The sequence below is a fragment of the Streptomyces sp. NPDC050546 genome (assembly GCF_044457425.1).
Classification (GTDB): Bacteria; Actinomycetota; Actinomycetes; order Streptomycetales; family Streptomycetaceae; genus Streptomyces.
The window spans coordinates 38,380-59,797 of the sequence record NZ_JBITGX010000028.1; the positions used below are offsets into that span (position 1 = coordinate 38,380).

20 protein-coding genes and 1 tRNA gene are annotated in these 21,418 nt (G+C 67.3%); 7 read left to right on the top strand and 14 right to left on the bottom strand.

The annotated features are described in order from the left end of the window. Positions 1 to 272: 272 nt before the first annotated feature. Positions 273 to 926, top strand: a complete 654-nt coding sequence (locus ACIBK5_RS41700; RefSeq protein WP_399028396.1) for a serine protease — start codon at positions 273 to 275, stop codon at positions 924 to 926. After that, positions 923 to 1,414, top strand: coding sequence for a hypothetical protein (locus tag ACIBK5_RS41705; RefSeq protein ID WP_399028398.1), 492 nt, complete (start codon positions 923 to 925; stop codon positions 1,412 to 1,414). The genes ACIBK5_RS41700 and ACIBK5_RS41705 overlap by 4 nt, the downstream gene beginning before the upstream one ends. A gap of 55 nt (positions 1,415 to 1,469) precedes the next feature. Here the strand turns inward: ACIBK5_RS41705 and xerC are convergent, their stop codons facing one another. From xerC to ACIBK5_RS41760, 11 genes are all read right to left on the bottom strand, one after another. After that, complete coding sequence (gene xerC, locus ACIBK5_RS41710) at positions 1,470 to 2,672, bottom strand: tyrosine recombinase XerC (RefSeq protein ID WP_399028400.1); 1,203 nt, start codon at positions 2,670 to 2,672, stop codon at positions 1,470 to 1,472. Continuing rightward, positions 2,672 to 2,869, bottom strand: a complete 198-nt coding sequence (locus tag ACIBK5_RS41715) for a helix-turn-helix domain-containing protein (protein ID WP_399028402.1) — start codon at positions 2,867 to 2,869, stop codon at positions 2,672 to 2,674. The genes xerC and ACIBK5_RS41715 overlap by 1 nt, the downstream gene beginning before the upstream one ends. 169 nt (positions 2,870 to 3,038) lie before the next feature. Beyond that, positions 3,039 to 4,184, bottom strand: a complete 1,146-nt coding sequence (locus tag ACIBK5_RS41720; protein ID WP_399028404.1) for a DUF3631 domain-containing protein — start codon at positions 4,182 to 4,184, stop codon at positions 3,039 to 3,041. After that, positions 4,181 to 4,447, bottom strand: coding sequence for a hypothetical protein (locus ACIBK5_RS41725; RefSeq protein WP_399028406.1), 267 nt, complete (start codon positions 4,445 to 4,447; stop codon positions 4,181 to 4,183). Before ACIBK5_RS41725 ends, ACIBK5_RS41720 begins: the two co-directional genes overlap by 4 nt. Positions 4,448 to 4,533: 86 nt before the next feature. Next, on the bottom strand, positions 4,534 to 5,490 hold the full coding sequence (locus ACIBK5_RS41730) for a bifunctional DNA primase/polymerase (RefSeq protein WP_399028407.1): 957 nt from the start codon (positions 5,488 to 5,490) through the stop codon (positions 4,534 to 4,536). Between the two features lie 96 nt (positions 5,491 to 5,586). Then, the gene (locus ACIBK5_RS41735) at positions 5,587 to 7,374 is read right to left on the bottom strand and encodes a MarR family transcriptional regulator (RefSeq protein ID WP_399028409.1); all 1,788 of its coding nucleotides are present in this window, start codon (positions 7,372 to 7,374) and stop codon (positions 5,587 to 5,589) included. A 263-nt stretch (positions 7,375 to 7,637) separates the two neighbouring features. Next, positions 7,638 to 8,003: a DUF6251 family protein gene (locus ACIBK5_RS41740; protein WP_399028412.1), complete on the bottom strand. Its 366-nt coding sequence runs from the start codon at positions 8,001 to 8,003 to the stop codon at positions 7,638 to 7,640. Next, positions 7,973 to 8,344: an RRQRL motif-containing zinc-binding protein gene (locus tag ACIBK5_RS41745; RefSeq protein WP_399028414.1), complete on the bottom strand. Its 372-nt coding sequence runs from the start codon at positions 8,342 to 8,344 to the stop codon at positions 7,973 to 7,975. The genes ACIBK5_RS41740 and ACIBK5_RS41745 overlap by 31 nt, the downstream gene beginning before the upstream one ends. Further along, positions 8,344 to 9,234, bottom strand: coding sequence for a DUF2637 domain-containing protein (locus ACIBK5_RS41750; protein WP_399028416.1), 891 nt, complete (start codon positions 9,232 to 9,234; stop codon positions 8,344 to 8,346). The genes ACIBK5_RS41745 and ACIBK5_RS41750 overlap by 1 nt, the downstream gene beginning before the upstream one ends. Next, positions 9,231 to 9,677: a Pycsar system effector family protein gene (locus ACIBK5_RS41755; RefSeq protein ID WP_399028418.1), complete on the bottom strand. Its 447-nt coding sequence runs from the start codon at positions 9,675 to 9,677 to the stop codon at positions 9,231 to 9,233. Before ACIBK5_RS41755 ends, ACIBK5_RS41750 begins: the two co-directional genes overlap by 4 nt. After that, positions 9,674 to 9,943 (bottom strand): DUF6284 family protein, encoded by a 270-nt coding sequence (locus ACIBK5_RS41760; RefSeq protein ID WP_399028420.1) that lies wholly within the window; start codon positions 9,941 to 9,943, stop codon positions 9,674 to 9,676. Before ACIBK5_RS41760 ends, ACIBK5_RS41755 begins: the two co-directional genes overlap by 4 nt. Positions 9,944 to 10,399: 456 nt before the next feature. Here ACIBK5_RS41760 and ACIBK5_RS41765 point away from each other — a divergent pair, with 456 nt between their 5' ends. Then, positions 10,400 to 11,158, top strand: coding sequence for a GntR family transcriptional regulator (locus tag ACIBK5_RS41765; RefSeq protein ID WP_399028422.1), 759 nt, complete (start codon positions 10,400 to 10,402; stop codon positions 11,156 to 11,158). Further along, complete coding sequence (locus tag ACIBK5_RS41770) at positions 11,155 to 11,838, top strand: AAA family ATPase (RefSeq protein ID WP_399028424.1); 684 nt, start codon at positions 11,155 to 11,157, stop codon at positions 11,836 to 11,838. Before ACIBK5_RS41765 ends, ACIBK5_RS41770 begins: the two co-directional genes overlap by 4 nt. Before the next feature lie 188 nt (positions 11,839 to 12,026). Here ACIBK5_RS41770 and ACIBK5_RS41775 read toward each other — a convergent pair whose 3' ends face one another. After that, positions 12,027 to 13,220: a hypothetical protein gene (locus ACIBK5_RS41775; RefSeq protein WP_399028427.1), complete on the bottom strand. Its 1,194-nt coding sequence runs from the start codon at positions 13,218 to 13,220 to the stop codon at positions 12,027 to 12,029. 1,048 nt (positions 13,221 to 14,268) lie between these two features. Continuing rightward, positions 14,269 to 15,756 (bottom strand): FAD-dependent monooxygenase, encoded by a 1,488-nt coding sequence (locus ACIBK5_RS41780; RefSeq protein WP_399028430.1) that lies wholly within the window; start codon positions 15,754 to 15,756, stop codon positions 14,269 to 14,271. A gap of 185 nt (positions 15,757 to 15,941) precedes the next feature. Between ACIBK5_RS41780 and hrpA the strand changes: the two genes are divergently transcribed. The 3 genes from hrpA to ACIBK5_RS41795 all read left to right on the top strand — a co-directional run bounded on the left by hrpA (position 15,942) and on the right by ACIBK5_RS41795 (position 20,510). Then, positions 15,942 to 19,910, top strand: coding sequence for an ATP-dependent RNA helicase HrpA (gene hrpA / locus ACIBK5_RS41785; protein ID WP_399028432.1), 3,969 nt, complete (start codon positions 15,942 to 15,944; stop codon positions 19,908 to 19,910). A 94-nt stretch (positions 19,911 to 20,004) separates the two neighbouring features. Then, a tRNA-Asp gene (locus tag ACIBK5_RS41790) sits at positions 20,005 to 20,079 on the top strand. 221 nt (positions 20,080 to 20,300) lie between these two features. Then, complete coding sequence (locus ACIBK5_RS41795; RefSeq protein ID WP_399028434.1) at positions 20,301 to 20,510, top strand: DUF6274 family protein; 210 nt, start codon at positions 20,301 to 20,303, stop codon at positions 20,508 to 20,510. Positions 20,511 to 20,890: 380 nt separating this feature from the next. On the opposite strand, the gene bldC is transcribed toward ACIBK5_RS41795, so the two are convergent. Further along, positions 20,891 to 21,097, bottom strand: coding sequence for a developmental transcriptional regulator BldC (bldC, locus tag ACIBK5_RS41800; protein ID WP_003949541.1), 207 nt, complete (start codon positions 21,095 to 21,097; stop codon positions 20,891 to 20,893). Positions 21,098 to 21,418: the final 321 nt, after the last annotated feature.

Consider the following 21,418-nt stretch of genomic DNA (forward strand, 5'->3'; position numbering starts at 1 on the left):
GGCATGAGCCCCTCTCCGGGATCCCGGAGAGGGGCTCTTTTGCGTCGTCTACGCCAACCGGTACGCCAACGCTGCTCGACAGCCACGGGGCCGACGAGGCGCTCCGAATGCACGCACCGGCCCTGCCCCACGATCGGCTAGGTCTCGGCGCGCTGGCACCACCGTCAAGCACTGCCACCCGCTGCAAGGACGGATCCACATATCCTGCGAAAGCCCACCAGGGACTTCACCCTTGTGACAGCATGGCTTCCCGCAGACGGAAAGGGAGAGGTGTGCGCTACTACGGACACATGATCTTGGCCCTTGCCAGAGTCGACGGGGCACAAGGCCGGCTCTTGGGAACCTGCTTTCCGGTAGCACCTCGCCATCTTGCGACAGCTATGCATGTCGTCGGACCGAACGACGCAAACATGGTTGCTCTTTTCCCAACGGTAACCGGAGGGGAAGACTACCAAGACACGACCGTGACCGAGTCAAATTTCCTACAGGTGAGGATTGTCGAAGCGGACCCGATTCGCGACATCTGCATTTTGGAATTGTCACCGGGCAACTCTGCGGAGTTCAGTTATCAGTTGAGCGGAACAGACATGATTCCCCCCGGGGCAGACGTGGATATCTACGGCTTCCCTCACATGGACTCAGGCCGCAGAGTAGTGACCGTGCAGCGCAGTCAGGTTGGCGCCAAAGTATTGATCCCGAATCAAGGGATTAAGAATAAGCACATCGTGGTTAACACTCACGTCAGGCCGGGCCAGTCAGGGGGACCTGTCTTCGATGTCCAGCGCGGCACCGTGTGCGCCATGGTCACCGGAAGCTACACGCCCGCCATCGGCGGATCCTTCATGATCGGCGGCGTCGATCCGAGCACTCTGCACCAGACGGGCCACGCTGTGAGCGCGGAATACATCAAGGATATGATTTCGTGAGTCAGATGAACGCTCTTTTGGTCGACGAGCAGGAATTCTGGCTCTCCGAGCTGCCCAACTATCAGCGGTCGACCGTCAAAGCAATGCTCGACGACGGAATGGACTATGAGAGTGCCGCATCGGCATGGATGAGCGGAACGGTAGCGACAGGTACCGCTCCATTCAGCGCAACTCTAGGCCCAAAGGTTTTCTTCGATAAGTTTCTAGATCAGCTTCACGACTTCCTCTGCACTGGCCTCAACTATGAAGAGGAACGAGCAGCCGTGATGTCCGGCTTCAAGCCGAAACAGACCGGCTTGGCCGCCACCATCACTGCGGCAATTGCGCCACATCTCGGCGCTGCGCCCGTCTTCCTCGCTCCAGCAATTGCACTAATACTCTGCGCCATCGGGAAGATGTCGCTCGGAGCTTGGTGTCAAATGCAAACCGAACGTCGCGCTTCTCAAGGCACCGGCACTTCAACAGAACAAGAGCCAACGGAGCCTTAACCACTCCTGGGCTGAGACGACGGCAGGGGGGTCTCAGCCCAGGCCGTAGCGGCCTTCAGGTCAATTCGCCAGAAAGCCTCCTCAGAGCCTTTCGTTGCTCGTCGATCGACGCGTGCGCGTAGACCCTCATGGTCACCCCGATGTCGCTGTGGCCGACGATCTGCCGGACCACATGAGGCGGCACCCCCAGGTCGAGTAGCAGAGAGACAGCGGAGTGACGCAGGTCATGAAACCTGATCTCCAGGCCCAGCCGGGAGCGCAACGGGTGCCAGCTCCGCCGCAGGTTGTCCGGCTCAAGAGGGGTGCCGATTCGGGACGTGAAGATCAGCCCGTGTTCCTTCCACTCGATGCCGGCGGCGGCCCGCTCCTGCGCCTGCCGCTCGCGGTGTTCGGTGAGCGCCTTCACGACGACCGGAGGCAGGGGGACGGTACGGACTGAGGCGAGAGTCTTGGGCTTGACCAGCCTCAGCTCACCACCGACGCGCTGCAGAGCCCGCTCTACGATCAGCGTTTCCCGGTCGAGGTCGACCGCGTCCCAACGCAGCCCCAGCAGCTCGCCCCGCCGCATCCCCAGTACCAGGGCGAGCACGTACAGCGCGTGCAACCGGTCTTCAGCCGACTCCCGGATGAGCAACCTGGCGTCGGCGACGCTGAGCCCCTTGCCGGTGTCGTACGAGGGCGTGGGGACCTGCACGAGCTGAGCGACGTTCCGGACGATCAGTTCCTCTCGTACGGCGTTCTGGAGCGCGTTGCGGAGTACGGCGTGAATGGACTGAACCATGCGGCGCGACAGCATGGCCTTGCAGCACTCCCCCGCCGCGCAGCACTGCCGCTCGGGCCGTTCCTTGTCCCAGCCGTGCTTGCAGCACTGGCACTCGGAGGCAACGCGGGCCATCCACGTCCGAACCTCGGCGGCCCGCAGGGTACGGATCTTCCTGCGGCCGAGCCCGGGGATCAGGTGGACACGAGCCACGCTCTCGTAGCCCTGGTAGGTCTTGGGGCGGCGGTGGACCTTCACCACGGTCGCGAGCCAGTAGCTCAGGTAGTCCTCCAGGTTCATGTTCGTGTCGGGAACCGGGATGCCCTGGTTCTCCTGCGCCTGGAGTTCGGTGATCTTCTGGCGCACCTCGTCACGGGTCTTGCCGTAGACCGAGACGCGCTTGCGGATGCCGCTGGTCGTGGTCACGTACACGCGGCCGTGGTACGTGCCGTCCTTGCGGATGGTGATGCTGCCCTCGCCGTTGGCGCGCTTGGCCATCAGGCGGCCTCCTCCAGTCGGTTTTGCATGAAGGCTTGGACCGCGTCAGCAGGGACCCGGCGGGCCCGGCCGACGGTGAAGCTCGGGAGTTGCTTGGAGCGAATCAGGTCGTAGACCTTGAAGCGGCTCAGGCGGAGAGCTGTCATGACCTCAGGAACCGTCAGCGCCTGGTGGGTGGTGGGCAGGGCGGTGCGCATGCGGTGACTCCTCCGGGGCAGTCCGTCGGGGGGTCTCTCTGAGGGCCGCTACTTCCGCTACCGCCGCTACCGCGCAGGTCAGGGGCCTGTTCGAGGTAGCGGGAAGGGGTAGCGGTAGCGGATGGGTAGCGGCAACCTTTGCCGGTTGCCGCTACCGCGTTAGTGCTGGTCAGGCCGCGTTTTCAGTGCCCGGTAGCGGAGGTAGCGGACTTTCCGGGGGTGGGGGGCAGTAGCGGGCCCACGCGTCGGCGAGATCGGCGGTGTAGTAGCCCTTGAGGACGCTTCCGGCGGTCTTGATGTTGCGGGAAGCGATGGGCTCGTTGTCGGCCGTCATGTACTCGGCGAGCATCCGCGACAGGCGCCGGTTGTCGAGGGGCTTGCCGTGCAGGTCGGCCCAGGGGGCGTCGTCGAGGGCGTTGAGCCGGTCGAGGATGGCGACGGTGGGCAGGCGGTCGATGCCGACCATGACGTGATCGCGTAGGTCGGTCAGCAGGCGGACACCGAGACTGCCTTTGTCGTTGGCCTTGGAGGCGGTCACCAGCGTCACGCATGCCGCACGTGCTCGCTCAGGCCAGTCACCACCGGCCGCGTCGGCGATGGCGAGCAGCGGTTCCCACACATCCGCCGGGCGGTCGGCCACCCCATCCGGCATGTCCGGCCACGCCCCCATGACGACCTTGCGTGCCTGCTCTGCCCACTTGGCGAGCTGGTCACGAAGCTTGTGGCCTTCCGCCTCGTGGATGCGGGCCCGGAAGGGCTCCACCTTCTCGTTCCTCGCCCGGCGGCGCATGCGGATGATGACGGAGCGACTCATGATCGTGTCAGGGAGGTTGCCGAGTCCGGCGACCGCGACCCCGCAGTACGACGGGAAGGCCTGAACGGTCTGGTTCCCACCGTCGCCGATACACCGGTAGGTGACCCCGGTGCGGCGATGTCCGGCGTTGAGGAACCCGCGCAACTCCTCGTTGTCCCCCGCCTTGGGGCCGAAGACGGTGTCGATCTCGTCGAACAGGATCGTCGGCTTGGCGTTGCCTGCGGAGACGGACCGGAACAGGGCGGCGGCGGACGCGTTGACGGCGGTCATGGGCTGCGGCACGAGCGTTTCCACGATCTCCAGTGCCCGAGTCTTGCCCGACCCCGGTTCCGGGGACAGGAAGGCGATTCGGGGGGTGGAGTCGAAGCAGTCGAGCAGGTGGGCGTGCGCGTCCCACAGCGCGACTGCGACGTATGCGGCTTCGGTGGGGAAGACATTGAAGCGGCGGTGGAAGGCTTCCACCTCGTCGAGCAGCGCGGCGCCGTCGATGGGGCTGGTCATGCGGCGGCCCTTCCTTCCTGGGGGTTGCGCAGGGGGCACACGGTGCGGTGGGCGGTGTGGTCGTCGATCAGGGCGAGCACGCGCGGCTTGCCGACGGCCGAACGGTCGCGTCCGCACGCGCATTTCGAGGTGGCGGTGGGCACCGCGCCGCGCGGGGCGACGATGTGCAGCCACGCGATGAGGCGGCGGCCGTCGTCGCCGTGCGGGTCAGGACTACAAGCAGTTCGGTCGCCCTTGCGGGCGGCGCCTTTCGGCTCGCCCACGGCCGCAGCGTCCACAGGCTGTGGAGCGGCGTGCGGCCGGTGCGGAGTGTTGGTGGGGCAATCCAGGGCGGGGGGAGTAGGCGCCGTCATGCCGCCTCCCGTGGGGTGGCGTGGGCGATGACCCAGTCCATGGCGCTGCGGATGGTGGTGCGGCACTCGGCCGGCGGCAGGCCGGTAGCCTCCCCCGCCCCCTGGATTGCCTGCTCCACCACGTGCCGGGGGATGTCGCCCCACGCCACGAACCGCGCCACCTTGCAGGCGCTGCGGTGCAGGGTGTTGTTGCGGCCGTTCGGCCCGCCCTCGGACGTGGCAGCGACGACGGCGCACTCGCGTTCCAGGGCGGTCCGGGCGGCGAGGGTGCCGTCATGTACCCGTACCGCCACCGGGGCGGGCCTGTCCGGCTCCGTGAGCAACGCGGCGAGCCAGGTGGGCAGTTCGGCTACGGGCGCGTCGTGGGCGACCTCGTAGGCGCCGTCAGGGGTGGTGCTGCCGGGGGCGACGACGTAGCCGCCCCAGGCGCGGGTGTCGATGTGCGGTCCGAGACGGTCCACGCTGCACTTCAACCGCACCCCGGGCGGGGCGGTGAAATAGAGGTGTTCACCGCGCGCGGTCCGCACCCGGTAGGTGTCCGGGAGGACCTGCCCGGCGCGCTCGCAGAGCGCTTGCAACGAAGTGGCGCCGTCAGGCGCTCCTTCTGGCTCTTCTGCCTTGACCGGGTCGAGGTCGATGACGAGCAGCCCGGCCGGGCCGGTCGCGATCCCGACGTTGTACGGCCGGTGCGCCCACGCGGCGTGGATCAGGTCGGGGTCGGTGGTGGCTCGTTCCTCCGGGGTGCGGTGTCCGTTGGTGCAGCGTCCTGTGCTGGGGCAGGCGCGTTCGGCGTGCCCGGCCGGGCGCTTGCTGCCGGGATGGAGCGGGATGACCGGCCAGCCGCGTTCGGCCGCCACGAGGGCGGACGCGAGCAGCGGCAGACACTCCAGGTCGACGCTCGCGATCGTCGGCGGCGAGCCGGTGGCTCGCCGGATATGCACGGGTTGCGTCATGCTGGGAGACCTCCACAGGTCCGTTGAAGGGCTGGTGGAAGGCGGCGGCCCCGGTTCTTGGTCGGATGGGGGCCGCCGTCGTCGTTGTGCGGGTGGTCAGGCGGCGGCGGACTCGTCGCCGCGCGTGGCGGTCAAGCAGCCGTCCAGGGTGCGGACGACGGTGCCGCCGGTGGTGAGAGCCTTGACGGCCTTGGACACGGCGCCCTTGGACAGCCCAGTGAGCGTCACCAGGTCCTTCTGCCGGACGGGCTCATCGGCGGTCTCGATCGCCTTGAGCACGCGGGCGGTGGCGCTGTCCGTGGCCGGTGCCTCGTCGGTCGCGGTGTTCTTGACGAGGGTGAGCGTGGGGGCGCCCGCGGCTTCCACCGTCGGCGCGGCGGTGCGGGACCACGGGGTGCGGTCGGGCAGGGCGATGACCACGCTCTTGTCCATGTAGCGGACGTTGACCGGATCGGGCTTGCGCTTGCCGTCGCGGATCAGCGCCACGCCAGGGACGGGGAGTTCGTCGGCGTTCCATCCCTTGGCCTGGGCGTCCTCGCCGAGCACTACGCGGGCTTCGGCCGGCGTGCGCACGGCGAGGCAGATGGAGACGCCGATCTGCGGGGCGATCTGCTTGGGGATGCCGTCGCCGATGGTGGGCTTCTGGGTCATCCACCACAGGTCGATGCACGCGGCGCGGCCCATGCGGGCGATGGACTCCAGGGCCGGGAGTGCGGAGCGGTTGGCGGTGCGGGTCTTGCCGTCGCTGGTCTCGGTCTCGTAGGGGACCTTGTCAGCGGCGGTCATGACCTCGGCGCCCTCGTCGACGACGACCGTGATGCGCGGCCGGTCGGCGGTGGGGGTCCAGGTGTCCTGGCCCTTGGGCAGGATGCTGAGCCGTTCCAGCATCTCCGTCTCCAGCTCGTCGGTCACGTCGATGACCTCGTGCGGGGTGGAGGCGACGCGGGCGCGGTGGTCCCACAGGCGGCCTTCCACGCGCTTGAGGTCGATGATGACGAGCGCGTTCGTGGCGCCCTCGGACGCGTCGAAGAGCAGCGGCCGGGAGGCCACCGACTTACCAGCGCCGGACCGTCCGGCGATGAGCAGTCGTTCGCCGAGCGGCACGGTGACCTGCTCGCCGGTGACGGTGTCGATGCCGAGGGAGCGCCGCTCGGGCGTCCACTTGAGGTCGTCGCCGTCGGCCGCGCTACGGGTACGCAGGATCAGTTCGGCCCAGCCGCCTTGCTTGCCCGCCTTGATCTGCATGCGCAGGCTCGTGCGAGCCCCGAGCAGGGCACGAACGTGGTCCTCGGCCGAGCGCAGCTTGGTCGCCGTCCAAGTGCCGTCCAGACGAACGGCACACACGATGCCCGCCTCGGTCAGCTTCGGACGGCCGGTCAGCGTCCCGGCGAGGCCGCGCTGTTCGGCGTGCTCCTTCCAGTGCTGCGGCTGAAGGCGCTTCAGCAGCGCCGACTCTTCAGCAGTGGGCTTCAGGCCGCTGGTGTCGCGCTCGCGCACCGCGATCCACACCGACAGAGCGGTGACGGCCGCGACGACGGCGACGGCCGACCACACCCATGCGCGGGCAGAGACCTGGGGCAGCCACACGTATCCGGCGACGCCGAGCGCGGCGGCGGTCTTGGTGGCGAACAGCCACATGGAGTCCGGGACTCGCCGTTTGGCCGTGCGCAACTCCCGCTCCGCGCGGTGGCGGATGGGGGTGACGCCCTCGGGGTCGATGGCGCGCGCGGTGGCGAGCGCACGGCGAGCATCGCGCACGAGGGGCTTGCGGTCGGCGCGCAGGGCGCGGCGGCGTTCGGCTTCCTTGCGCCAGCGATCGGCGGTCCAGCGGGCGGCGGTGGCTGCGTACTGGCGGTGGGTGCGCCAGACTTGTCCGTGACTCACGGGTGTCCTCTTCTCTGGGATGTGGGTCGGTGGTGACGGGCCCTGCGACGGCCCGTCACCACACGCGCGGGTTACGCGGAGTGAGCGTGTTTCCGGTTTCCTGGTTTCCGAGGCGGCCCCTACGCGTGTGCGCGCGAGGACGGAAACTTCCGTCACCGTGCGTCGCTACGGGGGTTGTGGCGGCCGGACGGCCTTCCGGGGGTCAAACCCCATCCGGAAGGCCCTTCAGGCGCCCTGCGGGCCGCCTACGGCCTTGGGGTGGTTCAGCGGCCCTTCCGGCCGCGCTTGCCGGTGCCCTTGCCGCTGTCGCCGACGGCGCGAACGACGGTGACGACGGCCCAGCCGAGCACGAGCGCGATGAACGCGAGCATCGCCAGGTTCGCGGCGATGGCGGCCAGGGCGCCGACGAGCAGCGGGCCGAAGTAGACGCCGGCCGCGACCGCACCGGCCCCGACCCCGGAGCCGAGCGCGACGCGCTGCACCGTACGGTCCGGCGGCGCCTGGTGGATGTGCACCACCTGCGGCCCGGAAGGCTGCTGGGCGGGCAGGGAGGCGGGATCGGCGTAGACGTGCTGGCCGTCGGGGAGCTGCACGACGGTCAGCGGGCGGTGTGCGGGGAGCTGTTCCATGGCGCACCCTCCGGGGCGTTGTCGGGGAAAGCGCAGGCAGAGCACATGCCGAGCGACGGCGGGATGACGTATCCGGCGTCACGGCGGCAGGCGGGGCAGGTGCGGCGGGCAGCGTTGGCCTTGGCCAGGGCCGCCCACCGGGCCGGGGTCATCGCGCGCACCGGCTTGGCGCGGTCGATGCGGTAGAGGTAGGCGACCAGCGGGCCCCGACGGCGCCGGGGTCGCTCCAACTGAGCGGCGACGTCCTGACCGCCGGGGCGGAGTCCGAGGGCGCGCAGTTGGCGGCGGGTGGCGTAGCCGTCCGGGGCGAGCCGCCACCGGTAGACGGGCAAAGCAGCCATCAGGCGACCTGAAGGCCACGTTCGGCACGCAGGGTGTCGCGCAGGGTCCGGGCGTTCGCCGGGGAGGTGCGGACCTCCCGGCGGATGCCCTCGGCCGTCAGCCTCGTGTCCGGCCAATCCGCCGTCACCTTCCGCGCCTCGTCGAGCAGCTCATCCGAAGTGCGCTTCGGACGCGGGGTGCGGGCGACCTCGGGCACGCGGCCCGTCGCCCGGCGCGGGCTGGTCGACTCGGCAGCCACCGCACGCCGCTCGATCAGGGGCACGGTCGGCTGCTCGATGGCCCCGACCGGCTTGGCCGGGATCTTCGACTTCAGGAAGCCGACGGCCACCGCTCGGGGCAGCGCCGTGACGTTCGGCGTGATCGGCGCCGGGGTCGATACCACGAGGTCAGGACTAGACCGATTCCTCTCGGTATTGGTCGATTCCTCCGCATTCGCGGTCGGGGTCGTGATCGAGGTGGGGCGGTGGTGCAGCACCTTCGCCACGAGGTCGGAACCGAAGTAGATCGATCCGACCGGCAGCGACGTAGCGAGCAGCACGAGCGCCCAGTTCGCCGCGTCCCAATCCGCGACTCGGCCCAAGTCGACCGTCTGGCCGTGCAGCTCCGGGACCAGCCCGTGCACGTAGTTCAGCACGAGGGAGGCGACGGTGTAGCCAGCCAGCACCCGCAGTGCGAACGTCCGATCCTGTCCGGCGAGCACGAGCGTCGCGATCAAGGCCAGGGCCATGAGGCCGTCGACGACGAACGGGTACAGCGTCGCGGCCGTCTCGTCGGCGCCGATGGCGCCCGCGATGTCGCGCAGAGCGTTCCAGGACACCCGGAAGGCCATCGCGACCACGACGACCAGCGCGAGCACGAGGGCGGTGCGGCCCTTGCGGTGAAGACTCATGCTGCACCCCCCACCGTGAGCAGGGCGGCCAGGATGAGCAGTGCTCCACCGGCACAGGTCAGGTCGACGGCGCGGCGCAGCGTCGTGAACTTGGCGACCGCGAGCCGGGACAGTCCGGCGATGTCAGCGGCCAGGTCCCGCTCCACGGCGGCGGTGATCTCCTCGGCGGTGAGCGTGGCCCACAGCGGGAAACCATGTCGGCCGCGAAGGTTCGGCCGGGTCGAGCGCAGCAGGAGCCCAGCCGCCGCGACCAGCAGCGCGATGCCGGCCCCGCCCACGAGGTAGGCGGGCAGATTCAGCGGCAGGTCACGGGCGACCGTCCACGCGCCGGCCAGGACCGCGCCGACGAACGCCAGCAGCAGACCGGTCTTCGTGTCGGTCCGCGTGATCTCCGCCTTCACCTCGGCGTGCGCGACGGCCAGGGTGCGTTCGGTGGCGCTCATGCGGCGCCCCCCGGCAGGCTCGCGCCAGCCGCGCGGTTGACCAGCGCGACCCGGGCGGCCAGCGCCCGGCGACGGGCCCGGCGGATGCGACGGGCGTCCAGCTCGGTCTGCGTGCGGTCCAAGGTGATGATCTGCGCGTCGAGCAGGTCAACGTCCGCCAGGATGACGGGCATCTCCTGCTCGATCGCGTCCAGCTCAGCGTCCGTCGGCTCCATGAAGTCGGCGAATGCGGTAACAGCGTCCTGAACAGTAACGATGTGGTCCATGGGTCGTGGTCTCCCTAGCAGGTGAAACGGCCCGAACAGAGCCCCCGGAGTTGCACCTCCGGGGGCTCGCGCCGTTGAAGTCGGATCGTCCGGCTCCCCTCAGCGCTGCTCGTACGGGACGAGCAGCGGAGGCAACCGGCCGCAGCTCAGAAGTGCTGCGGTGGTCTGGCCAAGCGAATGTCTCCTCTGGGAACACGAGCTCCCGTTTCAGGCGTATGGAGACATGACCTTTCGGTCTAAGCCCTCCCGAATGCCCAGGGTCGGGGGCGCCCTCGGCCCGCTCTGTCCCGGGCCCCTTGACCTCGAACAAGCCCTGAAAAAGGCCGCATCGAGGTCCACACCCTCCGATCTGCCGTTCTGACCGGCGGGCACATCCCTAAGGTTCCCTAGGGTTCCCTGCGGTGTCAAGCGGTAAGCTAGGGAACCTAAGGGCACTACGACGAAGGAGCTGACGAAATGGCTGGTCAGGCCGACAATCGAGCGCCGTACGCGCGGATTGCCGCCCACTACGCGGGCCTGATCGCGTCGGGTCAGCTACAGCCGGGATCACTTCTGCCGAGCATCAAGAACCTCTCGGAAGAGTGGAGTGTGAGCACCGCGACGGCCGAGAAGGCGTTGCGGAAGCTGCGCAACGACGGCCTTGTGAGAGGGATTCATGGGATCGGAACGGAAGTCTTGGACCGCCCCGGCCCGATGTCTTCGGGGTCCCAGCGTCAGGACCGGGGCCGCCGTACCGGATCGAGTTGGGGGTCAGGCGAGCGGTCCGACTCGCACCAGGCCGCCGTGGTGCCTGCACCGGCAGACGTGGCTTCAGCCCTGGAAATCCAGCCCGGTTCCGAGGTCATCCGCCGGCGCCGGGTGTACAGGGACCGACACGGCATCGTGGCGCACAGCACGTCGTGGATCCCTGCTCAGTACGGAAAGCTCATCCCTCAGTTGGCGACGAGCGAGCGGTTGACCGGGGGAACCTCGCTCCAACTCATCGCTAAGGCGACCGGCCGCCCGATTAGTCATCGGGTCGACTCCGCCTCAGCACGGCTACTGACAGCAGAGGACGCGCAACTCCTGGAACTGGATCCGACGAACCCACCCGCAGAACCGGTGGTCGTGATGACAGCAAAGTTCATCGACAGCGAGGGTGGCATCGTGGAGTACGGCGTCGACCTCGGCGCTCCTGGGCGTACCTGGCGGACGGAATCGGAGGTCTTCCAGTGACGGTCGACGACGACACGCTCTTGAGCGTGCTCGAAAGTCGCTTGGGTACTCTGCTAGCCGCTCGCCGTAGTGGCCAGCTCACATCCGAAGCCGAAGCCGAGATGTCCGCCATCTCCCAGACCCTCACGAGATCGATGCCGCCACGCCCGCCGTTCTGTGTCCTGATGGCCGGCCTGCCCGGCTCCGGCAAGACCACGCTTGCCCGCGCTCTCACTGCACGTGGGTTCGTGCGGCTGTGCCCGGACGAGGAGATGTTTCGCCGCCATGGTGTGTACGGGGTGGACTTCCCGCGGGGCATCTTTCCCACCCTTGAGCGTCCGGTCCTCGATGATGTCGCCGTTGAACTTCGGGATCACCTCCAGGCAGGGCACGACGTCGTGGTTGACCATGGCTTCTGGACCCAGAACGACCGTGCCCGGTGGCGAGCCATCGCGACTGACGCCGGCGCCACGCCGGTGCTTGTGTATCTCGCAGCAAGCCACGATGAACTCTGGGCACGGATCAGCAAGCGCAACGAGGACCACGCCCACGATCCCAACGCGATCTACTTCGCCGAGAGTGACCTTCAGCGGTACCGCACGCGCTTCGTCCCGCCCGAGTCGGATGAACCGCACCTCAAGTACGACGGCGATCCTGCGGCCGTAATCGCGGCACTCGAAGCCAAAACCGACACACACTGAGACGCGCTGTGCACGCTGTCCTGAACGGTGCCGCGCCCGTAGGGACGGCACCGAAGGGCGGCTCAGCGACAGTGATGCAACCAGTAGAGCGCGAGCGTGATCACTCCGCTGAGGGTCGCCTCAACACCAGTCATGAATCTGTCACACCCCAGGTCAAGGGCCCATTAGCCGCCTGAAATCGCTGCACTCTATTGATTCGCCAAATCCCAAGCTTCCAAAATAAAGGGGTGGTCGGTGGGTCGGATCTCCTGGATCTGATTCAGGATTGACTGAACTTCCTCTACTAGGTCAATAGAACTCATTTGACTTAGCAGTGCAGGAATGTCGGGCGTCGAACGATTTTCAGCAACACTGGTGAGCATTGAGGCCCTGTCTTCAATACTCATAACGGAAATTAGTTCCGCGAGCTTGTCGGCGTCACGCCTAGAAGCGCATTCCTCTTCAATTTGCGATGCCCAAGCAACCCAACCCCTTTCCTTTAGAATGCTCACGAAGGTAGGAATATCCTCAGAGTTTCGGAACCAGGCGACTCTAGAAAGGGCCCTGCCTACGAAGCTGTTGGCCATCCGGCCAACATCTTGGCCGCCAACCAGGACTAGAAAATCTGCCAGGGACTCAAGATCCTCTCTCTCGGAAACGTAACCTGCAATATCTACCGCCAATTCTCTATAGTTTTTTTCCCACAGGATGGTGCACAGTTCCTGTACGGATTCGCCCGGCGTCCACCGGCCGATCGTCATGCCCATCTCGTATGCGCCGAGGTCCCCTTCCCTTGCGTGTAGCCGCATCATTTCTCGCGCCATGTCTTCAGGTTCGGTCTCGAGGATATACCTCCTCCTCTCCTCCTTTACTTGGCGATCCCTCTCATTCGCTTCCGCTGCCGCTTGGGCTGGATCGTATTGCTGTGAATCTCGGCTGACCTGCAAGGCTTCCAGCTGTTGTCGCAAGTCGTCCGCGACAGCTCGCGCTTCTGCGGCTGCGCGATTCGCAGCTTCTAGCTCACTGGCCTCGCGTGCTTCCTGACCCGCCTGAGCTCGTTCTTCTGCCTCACTCAGACGTTCTTCCAACAGCTGGCATCGCGCCTCTGCCTGTTGGCTCTCCTCGTTAGCTCGCTGTAAATCTGACCGCAACTGTTCTACTTCGGCCTTGAGTCGTTCGAGTTCTTCCGTATAGGAATCCTCCGTTAAAGACAATTCTCTAGCCAGGACTTCTCTTTGCCGTGTCTCATTTTCCCATCGAGTGGTGAGTTCAAGTTGTTTTATTTCAAGTTGGGCAATTCGCTGCTCTCGTAGTTGCAGACCTTCCATCAGAACCTGTTCACGGATAGTTGCCTGCTGAGCACGCAGGTCCGCATACTCAAGCTGATCTTGCAGCTGTTGCACCTCGTGAAGTTTCTTATTACTGGACGCCAAGGCTTGCCGGTGGGCGATTTTAATGTGGTCAATGACCTCCTTCTGTAGCGGTGCCTTCCGCGCCTTAGTAACCTCTGTGAAAAGCTCAGTGACGAAGTCCCACGGTGGTACTCGTGAGCCGTTCAGGTATCGCGAAACGGCCCCTGGGTTTCGATGAATGCGTACCGCGTATCTACGCACCGAAATATTCAGAGCTGCGAAAACTTCGCGAAGTCTTTCCGCAAGCTTCGCGGCCTCCGGGGGGACGTCATCCCCTATTGGCTGAAGCGCGGACGAACCCTTTGACAAGTCGCACCTCTCAAGGCGTGGGCGTTGCCAACAGCTGGCAACGCGTTCCAGTAGCGGCAACACCCCTAGCTGCGACCAGAGTTGTTGACGAAGGGCTTCGGGCCTCAACACCATCCTAGGGAGTGACGCAGTGTCAGCCTCTACGTTTCCTCAGGGTCCTCGTTTTCATGGAGACCTTGAAGTTCTGGTCAGCCTGACAACACTGCTGGCATGGCTTCAGACGCAGGAGTCTCCTGCCGTCGTGGTGCTCGTGTTGGCTGTGTGGGCGTTGATCATCGGTAGGTCCTAGGGTGTCGGGCTGATGCCGCCTGCCTTCTCATCCTTTGGGTCCGAGTGCTGATGACATCAGCAGGTGACATCAACGCCCGCGTACATCTACTGACGGTCGCGGATCATGCGTAGCATCGTTCTTGGGCATCACCTGGTCGATGGGCAGAGCTACCGGAGTGAGACGAGCAGTCGCACCCGCCTACGGATCAGATGATCCGAAGGGAACGGCCTAGCCCCAGGTGGGCGGCCCGTGGTGTACGCCAACCCGTACGCCAACAGCAGCGCACAACCACGGCTCGTCAAGGTCACCGGCGCCCAGCACGATCGGGCCCTCACCCGCCAGGACACGGCCTGAAAAGCGGAAGGTCGCCGGTTCGACCCCGGCCCCAGCCACCGCAGCCCGTTCAGGGCATGAGCCCCTCTCCAGCATCGCCGGAGAGGGGCTCAGTCGTGTCGTGGCTCATGTCGACGGCACGTCCTGTCGAGGGCCGACCCAGGTAGTCAGGGCAGTCAGCAGCGCATTGTGGTCGTGGTCGTCCGCGGCCCAGGCGATATAGCCGTCCGGGCGGACCAGCAGCACGGCCGGGGCCTTCGCGCCGGCGGCCGGGGTGACGGTGATCGTCCGGTCCTCCCAGCCCGTCACCTCGGGAAACCGGCTGACGAGCACGAAACGGCAGGCGCGCAGGGCCTCGTACAGCCGCGTCGCGGAGCTGGAGCCGGTGGCGGGTCCGGTGCTCGGGGCGAGTTCCAGGTCGGGAGCCCGGTGGCCGGTGCGGGGGTGGGTGCCGGAGGGTGCCGGGTAGGAGATGGCGATGCCCGTCGCCTTGGCCACCAGGCGGTCGGCCACCGGAGGGACGGCGGCGGCGACGCGCGAGAGCAGGTTCATGGCGGTGCTCAGCACGGGCGAATGGATCAGCGCCAGGCGCATCATCCTGCCGCTGTCCCGGATCACTTCCCGACCGATCGGATGCCGCTCGGCCTGATACCCGTCGAGCAGCCCCTCCGGCGCCCACCCGCGTACCACCGCCGCCAGCCGCCAGGCGAGATTGGCGGCGTCCTGGAGACCGGTGTTCATGCCCTGACCGCCCGCCGGAGAGTGCACATGCGCGGCATCGCCCGCGAGCAGCACCCGCCCGAGCCGGTACCGCGGCACCTGGCGCTCGTCGGTCTGGAAACGGGACAGCCAGCGTGGGTCGTGCATGCCGAAGTCGGTGCCGAGGGCCTTGCGGGTGATCGTCCGCACCTCCTCCAGGTCGAGAGGCGCCTCGACCGGCAGCTGCCTGTCGCGGTCCCAGGCGACCACCCGGTGCCAGCCGTCGCCCAGCGGGGAGACGAAGGCGATCCCCTCCCGGACCGCGTTCGCCACCGGCATGGACTGCGGCACGGTCAGCCGGACGTCGGCGAGCATCACCGAGCGCAGGGCGGCCCGGCCGGGGAACGGGAATCCCAGCGCCCGGCGCACCACACTGTTCATGCCGTCCGCGCCGACCAGGTAAGCGGCCCGCCGTGCCCCCGATGTGCCGTCGGACCGGCGCACGGTCACGCTCACACCGTCGGCGTCCTGCTCGACCCCGGTGACCTCCGCGCCGGTCACCACCTCGGCCCCGAGCGCCTCGGCACGTTTCGCCAGCACCGCCTCGGTCGCGTACTGAGGGGTCAGCAGCATGTAGGGGAATCGGCTCGGCAGCCGCCGCAGATCGAGCTGGGCATCCCCGATCATCTGGAGCTTGCCGATCTGGACACCGCCGGCGACGAGTTCGTCGGCCACACCCCGGGCGTCCAGCAGTTCGAGCGTCCGGGCATGGACCGCGAAGGCGCGGGTCAGCTGCGACCTCTCGGTCCGACGCTCGAGCACGGTGACGGAGACGCCCGCCGCGGCAAGGTCTCCGGCGAGCATCAGACCGGTGGGACCGGCACCCACGATCAGGACTTCGGTGGCTTTGGACATGGGACGGGAGGCCCTCCCATCGTGAGCGACTGCCGTACGGCCTCACCGCCATGCAATCCCCGCCCGAACGAGAAACGGTCAAACCTCACTCCGTGCCGGACACGAGGGCCGGCCGTCCTCCCACCGCGGCTCCGGGACAAAACCGTTCGCCACGGATTTCCCGGGGATGAGATCCTGGATCCCGTATGTCTACGCACCCCGCCCCCGCCCTCGGCGCCCTCGCCCCCCGCCTGACCGAGCTGTCCCTGCGCGACGCGCACCGGCTCGGCCGCAGGCTCGAAGGTGCGCGCAAGATCCGTAAGCCGGAGGCCCAGGCCGCCGTGCTCGCCGAGATCGAGGCGGAGGTCGCCAAGGCCGAGGAGCGCATGGCCGGGCGGCGCGCCCGCGTGCCCGAGGTCACGTACCCCGAGCAGCTGCCGGTCAGCCAGAAGAAGGACGCGATCGCCGACGCCATCCGCGACCACCAGGTCGTGATCGTCGCCGGTGAGACAGGTTCCGGGAAGACCACGCAGATCCCGAAGATCTGCATGGAGCTCGGGCGGGGCGTCCGCGGCATGATCGGGCACACCCAGCCCCGTCGTATCGCCGCCCGCACCGTCGCCGAGCGCGTGGCGGAGGAGCTGGACACTCCGCTCGGCGAGGCCGTCGGCTGGAAGGTCCGCTTCACCGACCAGGTCGACCCCGAGGCCACCTTCGTCAAGCTGATGACGGACGGCATCCTGCTCGCCGAGATCCAGACCGACCGCGAGCTGCGCGCCTACGACACGATCATCATCGACGAGGCCCACGAGCGGTCCCTCAACATCGACTTCCTGCTGGGCTACCTCGCCCAGCTGCTGCCGAAGCGCCCCGACCTCAAGGTCGTCATCACCTCGGCCACCATCGACCCCGAGCGCTTCTCCCGGCACTTCGGCGACGCCCCGATCGTCGAGGTCAGCGGCCGTACGTACCCCGTGGAGGTGCGCTACCGGCCTCTCCTCGAAGAGGACTCCGACGACGCCGACCGCGACCAGATCACCGCGATCACCGACGCCGTGGAGGAGCTCCAGAAGGAGGGCAAGGGCGACATCCTCGTCTTCCTCTCCGGCGAGCGGGAGATCCGGGACACGGCCGACGCGCTCACGAAGAAGCAGTACAGATTCACCGAGATCCTGCCCCTCTACGCCCGGCTGTCGCACGCCGAGCAGCACCGTGTCTTCCAGCCGCACACCGGGCGCAGGATCGTGCTGGCGACCAACGTCGCCGAGACCTCCCTCACCGTCCCGGGCATCAAGTACGTCATCGACCCGGGCTTCGCTCGGATCTCCCGCTACAGCCACCGCACCAAGGTCCAGCGCCTGCCCATCGAGCCGGTCTCCCAGGCCAGCGCCAACCAGCGCAAGGGCCGCTGCGGCCGTACGTCCGACGGCATCTGCATCCGCCTCTACGGCGAGGACGACTTCGACGCCCGCCCGGAGTTCACGGACGCGGAGATCCTCCGTACGAACCTCGCCTCCGTCATCCTGCAGATGACCGCGGCCGGCCTCGGCGACATCGAGAAGTTCCCCTTCATCGACCCGCCGGACCACCGCAACATCCGCGACGGCGTACAGCTCCTCCAGGAGCTCGGTGCCTTCGACCCGGCCCAGAAGGACCTCCGCAAGCGGCTCACGCAGACCGGACGCAAGCTCGCCCAGCTGCCGGTCGACCCGCGGCTGGCCCGGATGGTGCTGGAGGCCGACCGGAACGGCTGTGTCCGCGAGGTCATGGTCATAGCCGCCGCGCTGTCCATCCAGGATCCGCGCGAGCGCCCGTCCGACAAACAGGCGCAGGCCGACCAGCAGCACGCCCGTTTCAAGGACGAGACCAGCGACTTCCTGGCCTTTCTCAACCTCTGGCGCTACGTCCGCGAGCAGCAGAAGGAGCGGGGCTCGTCCTCCTTCCGCCGGATGTGCAAGCAGGAGTACCTCAACTTCCTTCGCATCCGCGAATGGCAGGACATCTACAGCCAGTTGCGCACGGTCGCGAAGCAGATGGGCATCCACCTCAACGAGGACGACGCCCCGGACGACCGCATCCATGTCTCCCTCCTCGCGGGCCTGCTCTCCCACGTCGGCATGAAGGACGTGAAGGAGGCCGGCGGCGAGGGCGGGCGAAGCACGGGGAAGAACGAATACCTGGGCGCCCGCAACGCCAAGTTCGCGGTCTTCCCCGGCTCGGCCCTCTTCAAGAAGCCCCCGCGCTTCGTGATGTCGGCCGAACTCGTCGAGACCTCCCGCCTCTGGGCCCGCGTCAACGCGAAGATCGAGCCCGAGTGGGTCGAGCCCCTCGCCGCCCACCTCGTCAAGCGCACGTACAGCGAACCGCACTGGGAGAAGGACCAGGCAGCGGTGATGGCGTACGAGAAGGTCACGCTGTACGGCGTTCCGATCGTGGCGCAGCGGAAGGTCAACTACGGCCGGATCGACCCGGAGGCCAGCCGCGAGCTGTTCATCCGGAACGCGCTCGTCGAGGGCGACTGGCGCACACACCACAAGTTCTTCTCGGACAACCGCCGCCTCCTCACCGAGGTCGAGGAGCTGGAGCACCGGGCCCGGCGCCGGGACATCCTCGTCGACGACGAGACGCTGTTCGACTTCTACGACCAGAAGATCCCCGAACACGTCGTCTCCGGCGCCCACTTCGACTCCTGGTGGAAGCGCAAGCGGCACGAGCAGCCCGACTTCCTCGACTTCGAGCGCGAGATGCTCATCAACGAGAAGGCGGGCGAGGTCAGCAAGGCGGACTACCCGGACTCCTGGCGTCAGGGGAACCTCAAGTTCCGTGTGACGTACCAGTTCGAGCCGGGCGCGGACGCCGACGGCGTGACCGTCCACATCCCGCTCCAGGTCCTCAACCAGGTCACGGACGAGGGCTTCGACTGGCAGATCCCGGGCCTGCGGGAGGAGGTCGTCACGGAGCTGATCCGGTCCCTGCCGAAGCCGATCCGCCGCCACTACGTCCCCGCGCCGAACCACGCGCAGGCGTTCCTGGACACCGCCGTCCCGCTCCAGGAGCCCCTCACGACGACGATGGCCCGCGAGCTGCGGCGCAAGGTCGGCGTGCCCTTCGAGGCGGACGACTTCGACTGGTCCAAGGTCCCCGACCACCTCAAGGTCACGTTCCGGATCGTCGACGAGCGGCGTCGCAAGCTCGCGGAGGACAAGGACCTGGAGGCACTGAAGCTCCAGCTGCGGCCGAAGGCCCGCAAGGCCCTCTCCCAGGCCGCGGCGGCCACCGCGGAGCGCCAGGGCGGCGAGTCCCTGGAGCGCAAGGGCCTCACCGACTGGACGATCGGCACACTCACCCGCGTCTTCGAGACCCGGCGGGCCGGCCAGCCGGTGAAGGCGTATCCGGCGCTGGTCGACGACGGCGACACGGTCTCCGTACGTCTCTTCGACACGGAGGCGGAGCAGGCGCAGGCCATGTGGAAGGGCACGCGCCGCCTGATCCTGCGCAACATCCCGGTCAACCCGGCGAAGTTCGCCTCCGAGAAGCTGACGAACGCGCAGAAGCTGGCGCTGTCGGCGAATCCGCACGGCTCCATCCAGGGGCTGTTCGACGACTGCGCGATGGCGGCGGCCGACAAGCTGATCGGGGACTTCGGCGGGCCGGCGTGGGACGAGGAGTCCTACCGGAAGCTGTACGACAAGGTCCGCGCGGAGATCGTCGACACGACGGTCCGCACGGTGGGCCAGGTGCAGCAGGTCCTGGCCGCCTGGCAGGCCTGTGAGCGCCGTCTGAAGGGCGTACGCAGCCCCGCGCTGCTGCCGAACCTCCAGGACGTACGCAAGCAGCTGGACGCCCTCGTGAAGCCGGGCTTCGTGACGGAGGCGGGGCTGCGGCGCCAGCCGGACCTGATGCGCTATCTGGTGGCGGCGGACCGGCGTTTGCAGCAGATGCCGGCGAACGTCCAGCGGGACACGACGCGGATGCAGAAGGTCCACGAGATGCAGGACGAGTACGCCTGGCTGCTGGAGCAGATGCCGCAGGGGCGGCCGGTCCCGTCGTCGGTCCTGGACATCCGCTGGATGATCGAGGAGCTCCGGGTCAGCTACTTCGCCCATGCGCTGGGCACGGCGTACCCCGTCTCCGACAAGCGGATCGTCAAGGCGATCGACGCGGAAGTCCCGTAATCGCCCGTGCGCGTTGGGTGAGTTCGCGCAGGGCCCCGCCCCTCCTGTACAGTCTCTTCTCGCAGCGCAACGCACAAATAGCGCCCCGAAACCTGGTCCTGTGGAGCAGTTTGGAGTGCTCGCCACCCTGTCAAGGTGGAGGCCGCGGGTTCAAATCCCGTCAGGACCGCAGTGAAGTGAGCAGGGCCCGCATCCCGCAAGGGACGCGGGCCCTTTCTCATACGCGTCAAGGCCGCGGGCAGAGAGCCCGGATCTTCGGATCCGGGCTCTTTTGTGTGTCCTGACCTCCGTAGGAGCCTCCAGAGCTCCCCCACGCCGTCTTGACGGCCCCTCATCCGCTCGGTACCCAGAAACCAGGGCCGTTCCTGTGCGGCCTCCTGGAGGTGGCGTATGGCGGCATCGGCTAGGCACGAGACGCGGGCCCTGCTCCGCGCGCATCTGTCGGCCGCGTCGTCGTACCGGCACCTCACGCGTCACTGTCCGGTCTGCCACCGCCTGCTGCGCCTGGTGATGGAGTCCTCTCCGGGCCGGCCCCAACACCCGTCCGAGGGCGGGGTGCTGGAGCCGGAGGCTCCACTACCGCACCCGCGCCAGAGCTAACAAGCCGATCGGTATGTGACGGGTGTCACCGCATGAGTTTTGGAAAGTGCGGTACTTACACCTCGCCTACAACAGGTCAATTTAATATGTGCAATTGCACCCCACCCCGGGGTGCCGCACACAGGAGATCCGACACCCCTCCCCAGACTCCGACAAGGCCACTCACAGCAGGCCCGGCAGACAGGCGGTCGGCGCACAAAAAGATCGCGCTGGACCCGGCGGAGTCCAACGCGATCTACGACGCACCCTGTTACGTGCCTGCGAAGCTCTGACTGGCTTGGGCGTGGGGCCTGTTGGGGCAGGACCCGCGTCGCTTGGAGCTAGGGTTCCGGACGCCGCGGCCAGTGGGGGACCAGCCGGTTTGTCCGGTATTCAATTGTTCAGGCCTCGCTGCGCTGCTGCGGAATGCCCGCGAGCAGAGCGCGGACCTCAGCCTCGCGGTAGCGCCGATGCCCGCCGAGCGTGCGGATCGACGTGAGCTTGCCGGCCTTCGCCCACCGCGTGACCGTCTTCGGGTCCACACGGAACATGGTGGCGACCTCAGCCGGGGTCAGCAGCGGCTCGGCATCAGGGGTGCGAGCGGTCATGAGCGGCCTCCTCGGGAGAACCGAACCTTCTCGGTTCTTTCCTCTAAATTCTGCACCTTGACCCGCGTTGCCCGAAATGGCGGACGCGAGTCGAGTCGGTTATAGGACGAACGGCTTGTCCTCGGCACTACAACTACACCATCCGTCCAGCCTCGTCGGCCAAACCGATGGAATTGCCCCTCCAGGTGTTCATCAGCGACGGAAGCCGATGGACCATGCCATAGCGGACAGTCACGCCGCTGTGACGATCAGTCACAGCGGCGATCAGGAGTCACGAGACCCCCCAAAGCGTGCAATGCTGAGATTCCGCCCATAGTGCAG

Excerpts from the sequence above, each read along its gene's own strand:
- ACIBK5_RS41715 (WP_399028402.1), bottom strand. The coding sequence starts at position 2,869 with ATGCGCACCGCCCTGCCCACCACCCACCAGGCGCTGACGGTTCCTGAG.
- ACIBK5_RS41730 (WP_399028407.1), bottom strand. The coding sequence starts at position 5,490 with ATGACGCAACCCGTGCATATCCGGCGAGCCACCGGCTCGCCGCCGACG.
- bldC (WP_003949541.1), bottom strand. The coding sequence starts at position 21,097 with ATGACCGCTCGCACCCCTGATGCCGAGCCGCTGCTGACCCCGGCTGAG.
- ACIBK5_RS41750 (WP_399028416.1), bottom strand. The coding sequence starts at position 9,234 with ATGAGTCTTCACCGCAAGGGCCGCACCGCCCTCGTGCTCGCGCTGGTC.
- ACIBK5_RS41755 (WP_399028418.1), bottom strand. The coding sequence starts at position 9,677 with ATGAGCGCCACCGAACGCACCCTGGCCGTCGCGCACGCCGAGGTGAAG.
- ACIBK5_RS41720 (WP_399028404.1), bottom strand. The coding sequence starts at position 4,184 with ATGACCAGCCCCATCGACGGCGCCGCGCTGCTCGACGAGGTGGAAGCC.
- ACIBK5_RS41765 (WP_399028422.1), top strand. The coding sequence starts at position 10,400 with ATGGCTGGTCAGGCCGACAATCGAGCGCCGTACGCGCGGATTGCCGCC.
- ACIBK5_RS41795 (WP_399028434.1), top strand. The coding sequence starts at position 20,301 with ATGGCGGCATCGGCTAGGCACGAGACGCGGGCCCTGCTCCGCGCGCAT.
- xerC (WP_399028400.1), bottom strand. The coding sequence starts at position 2,672 with ATGGCCAAGCGCGCCAACGGCGAGGGCAGCATCACCATCCGCAAGGAC.
- ACIBK5_RS41740 (WP_399028412.1), bottom strand. The coding sequence starts at position 8,003 with ATGGAACAGCTCCCCGCACACCGCCCGCTGACCGTCGTGCAGCTCCCC.
- ACIBK5_RS41745 (WP_399028414.1), bottom strand. The coding sequence starts at position 8,344 with ATGGCTGCTTTGCCCGTCTACCGGTGGCGGCTCGCCCCGGACGGCTAC.
- hrpA (WP_399028432.1), top strand. The coding sequence starts at position 15,942 with ATGTCTACGCACCCCGCCCCCGCCCTCGGCGCCCTCGCCCCCCGCCTG.
- ACIBK5_RS41780 (WP_399028430.1), bottom strand. The coding sequence starts at position 15,756 with ATGTCCAAAGCCACCGAAGTCCTGATCGTGGGTGCCGGTCCCACCGGT.
- ACIBK5_RS41760 (WP_399028420.1), bottom strand. The coding sequence starts at position 9,943 with ATGGACCACATCGTTACTGTTCAGGACGCTGTTACCGCATTCGCCGAC.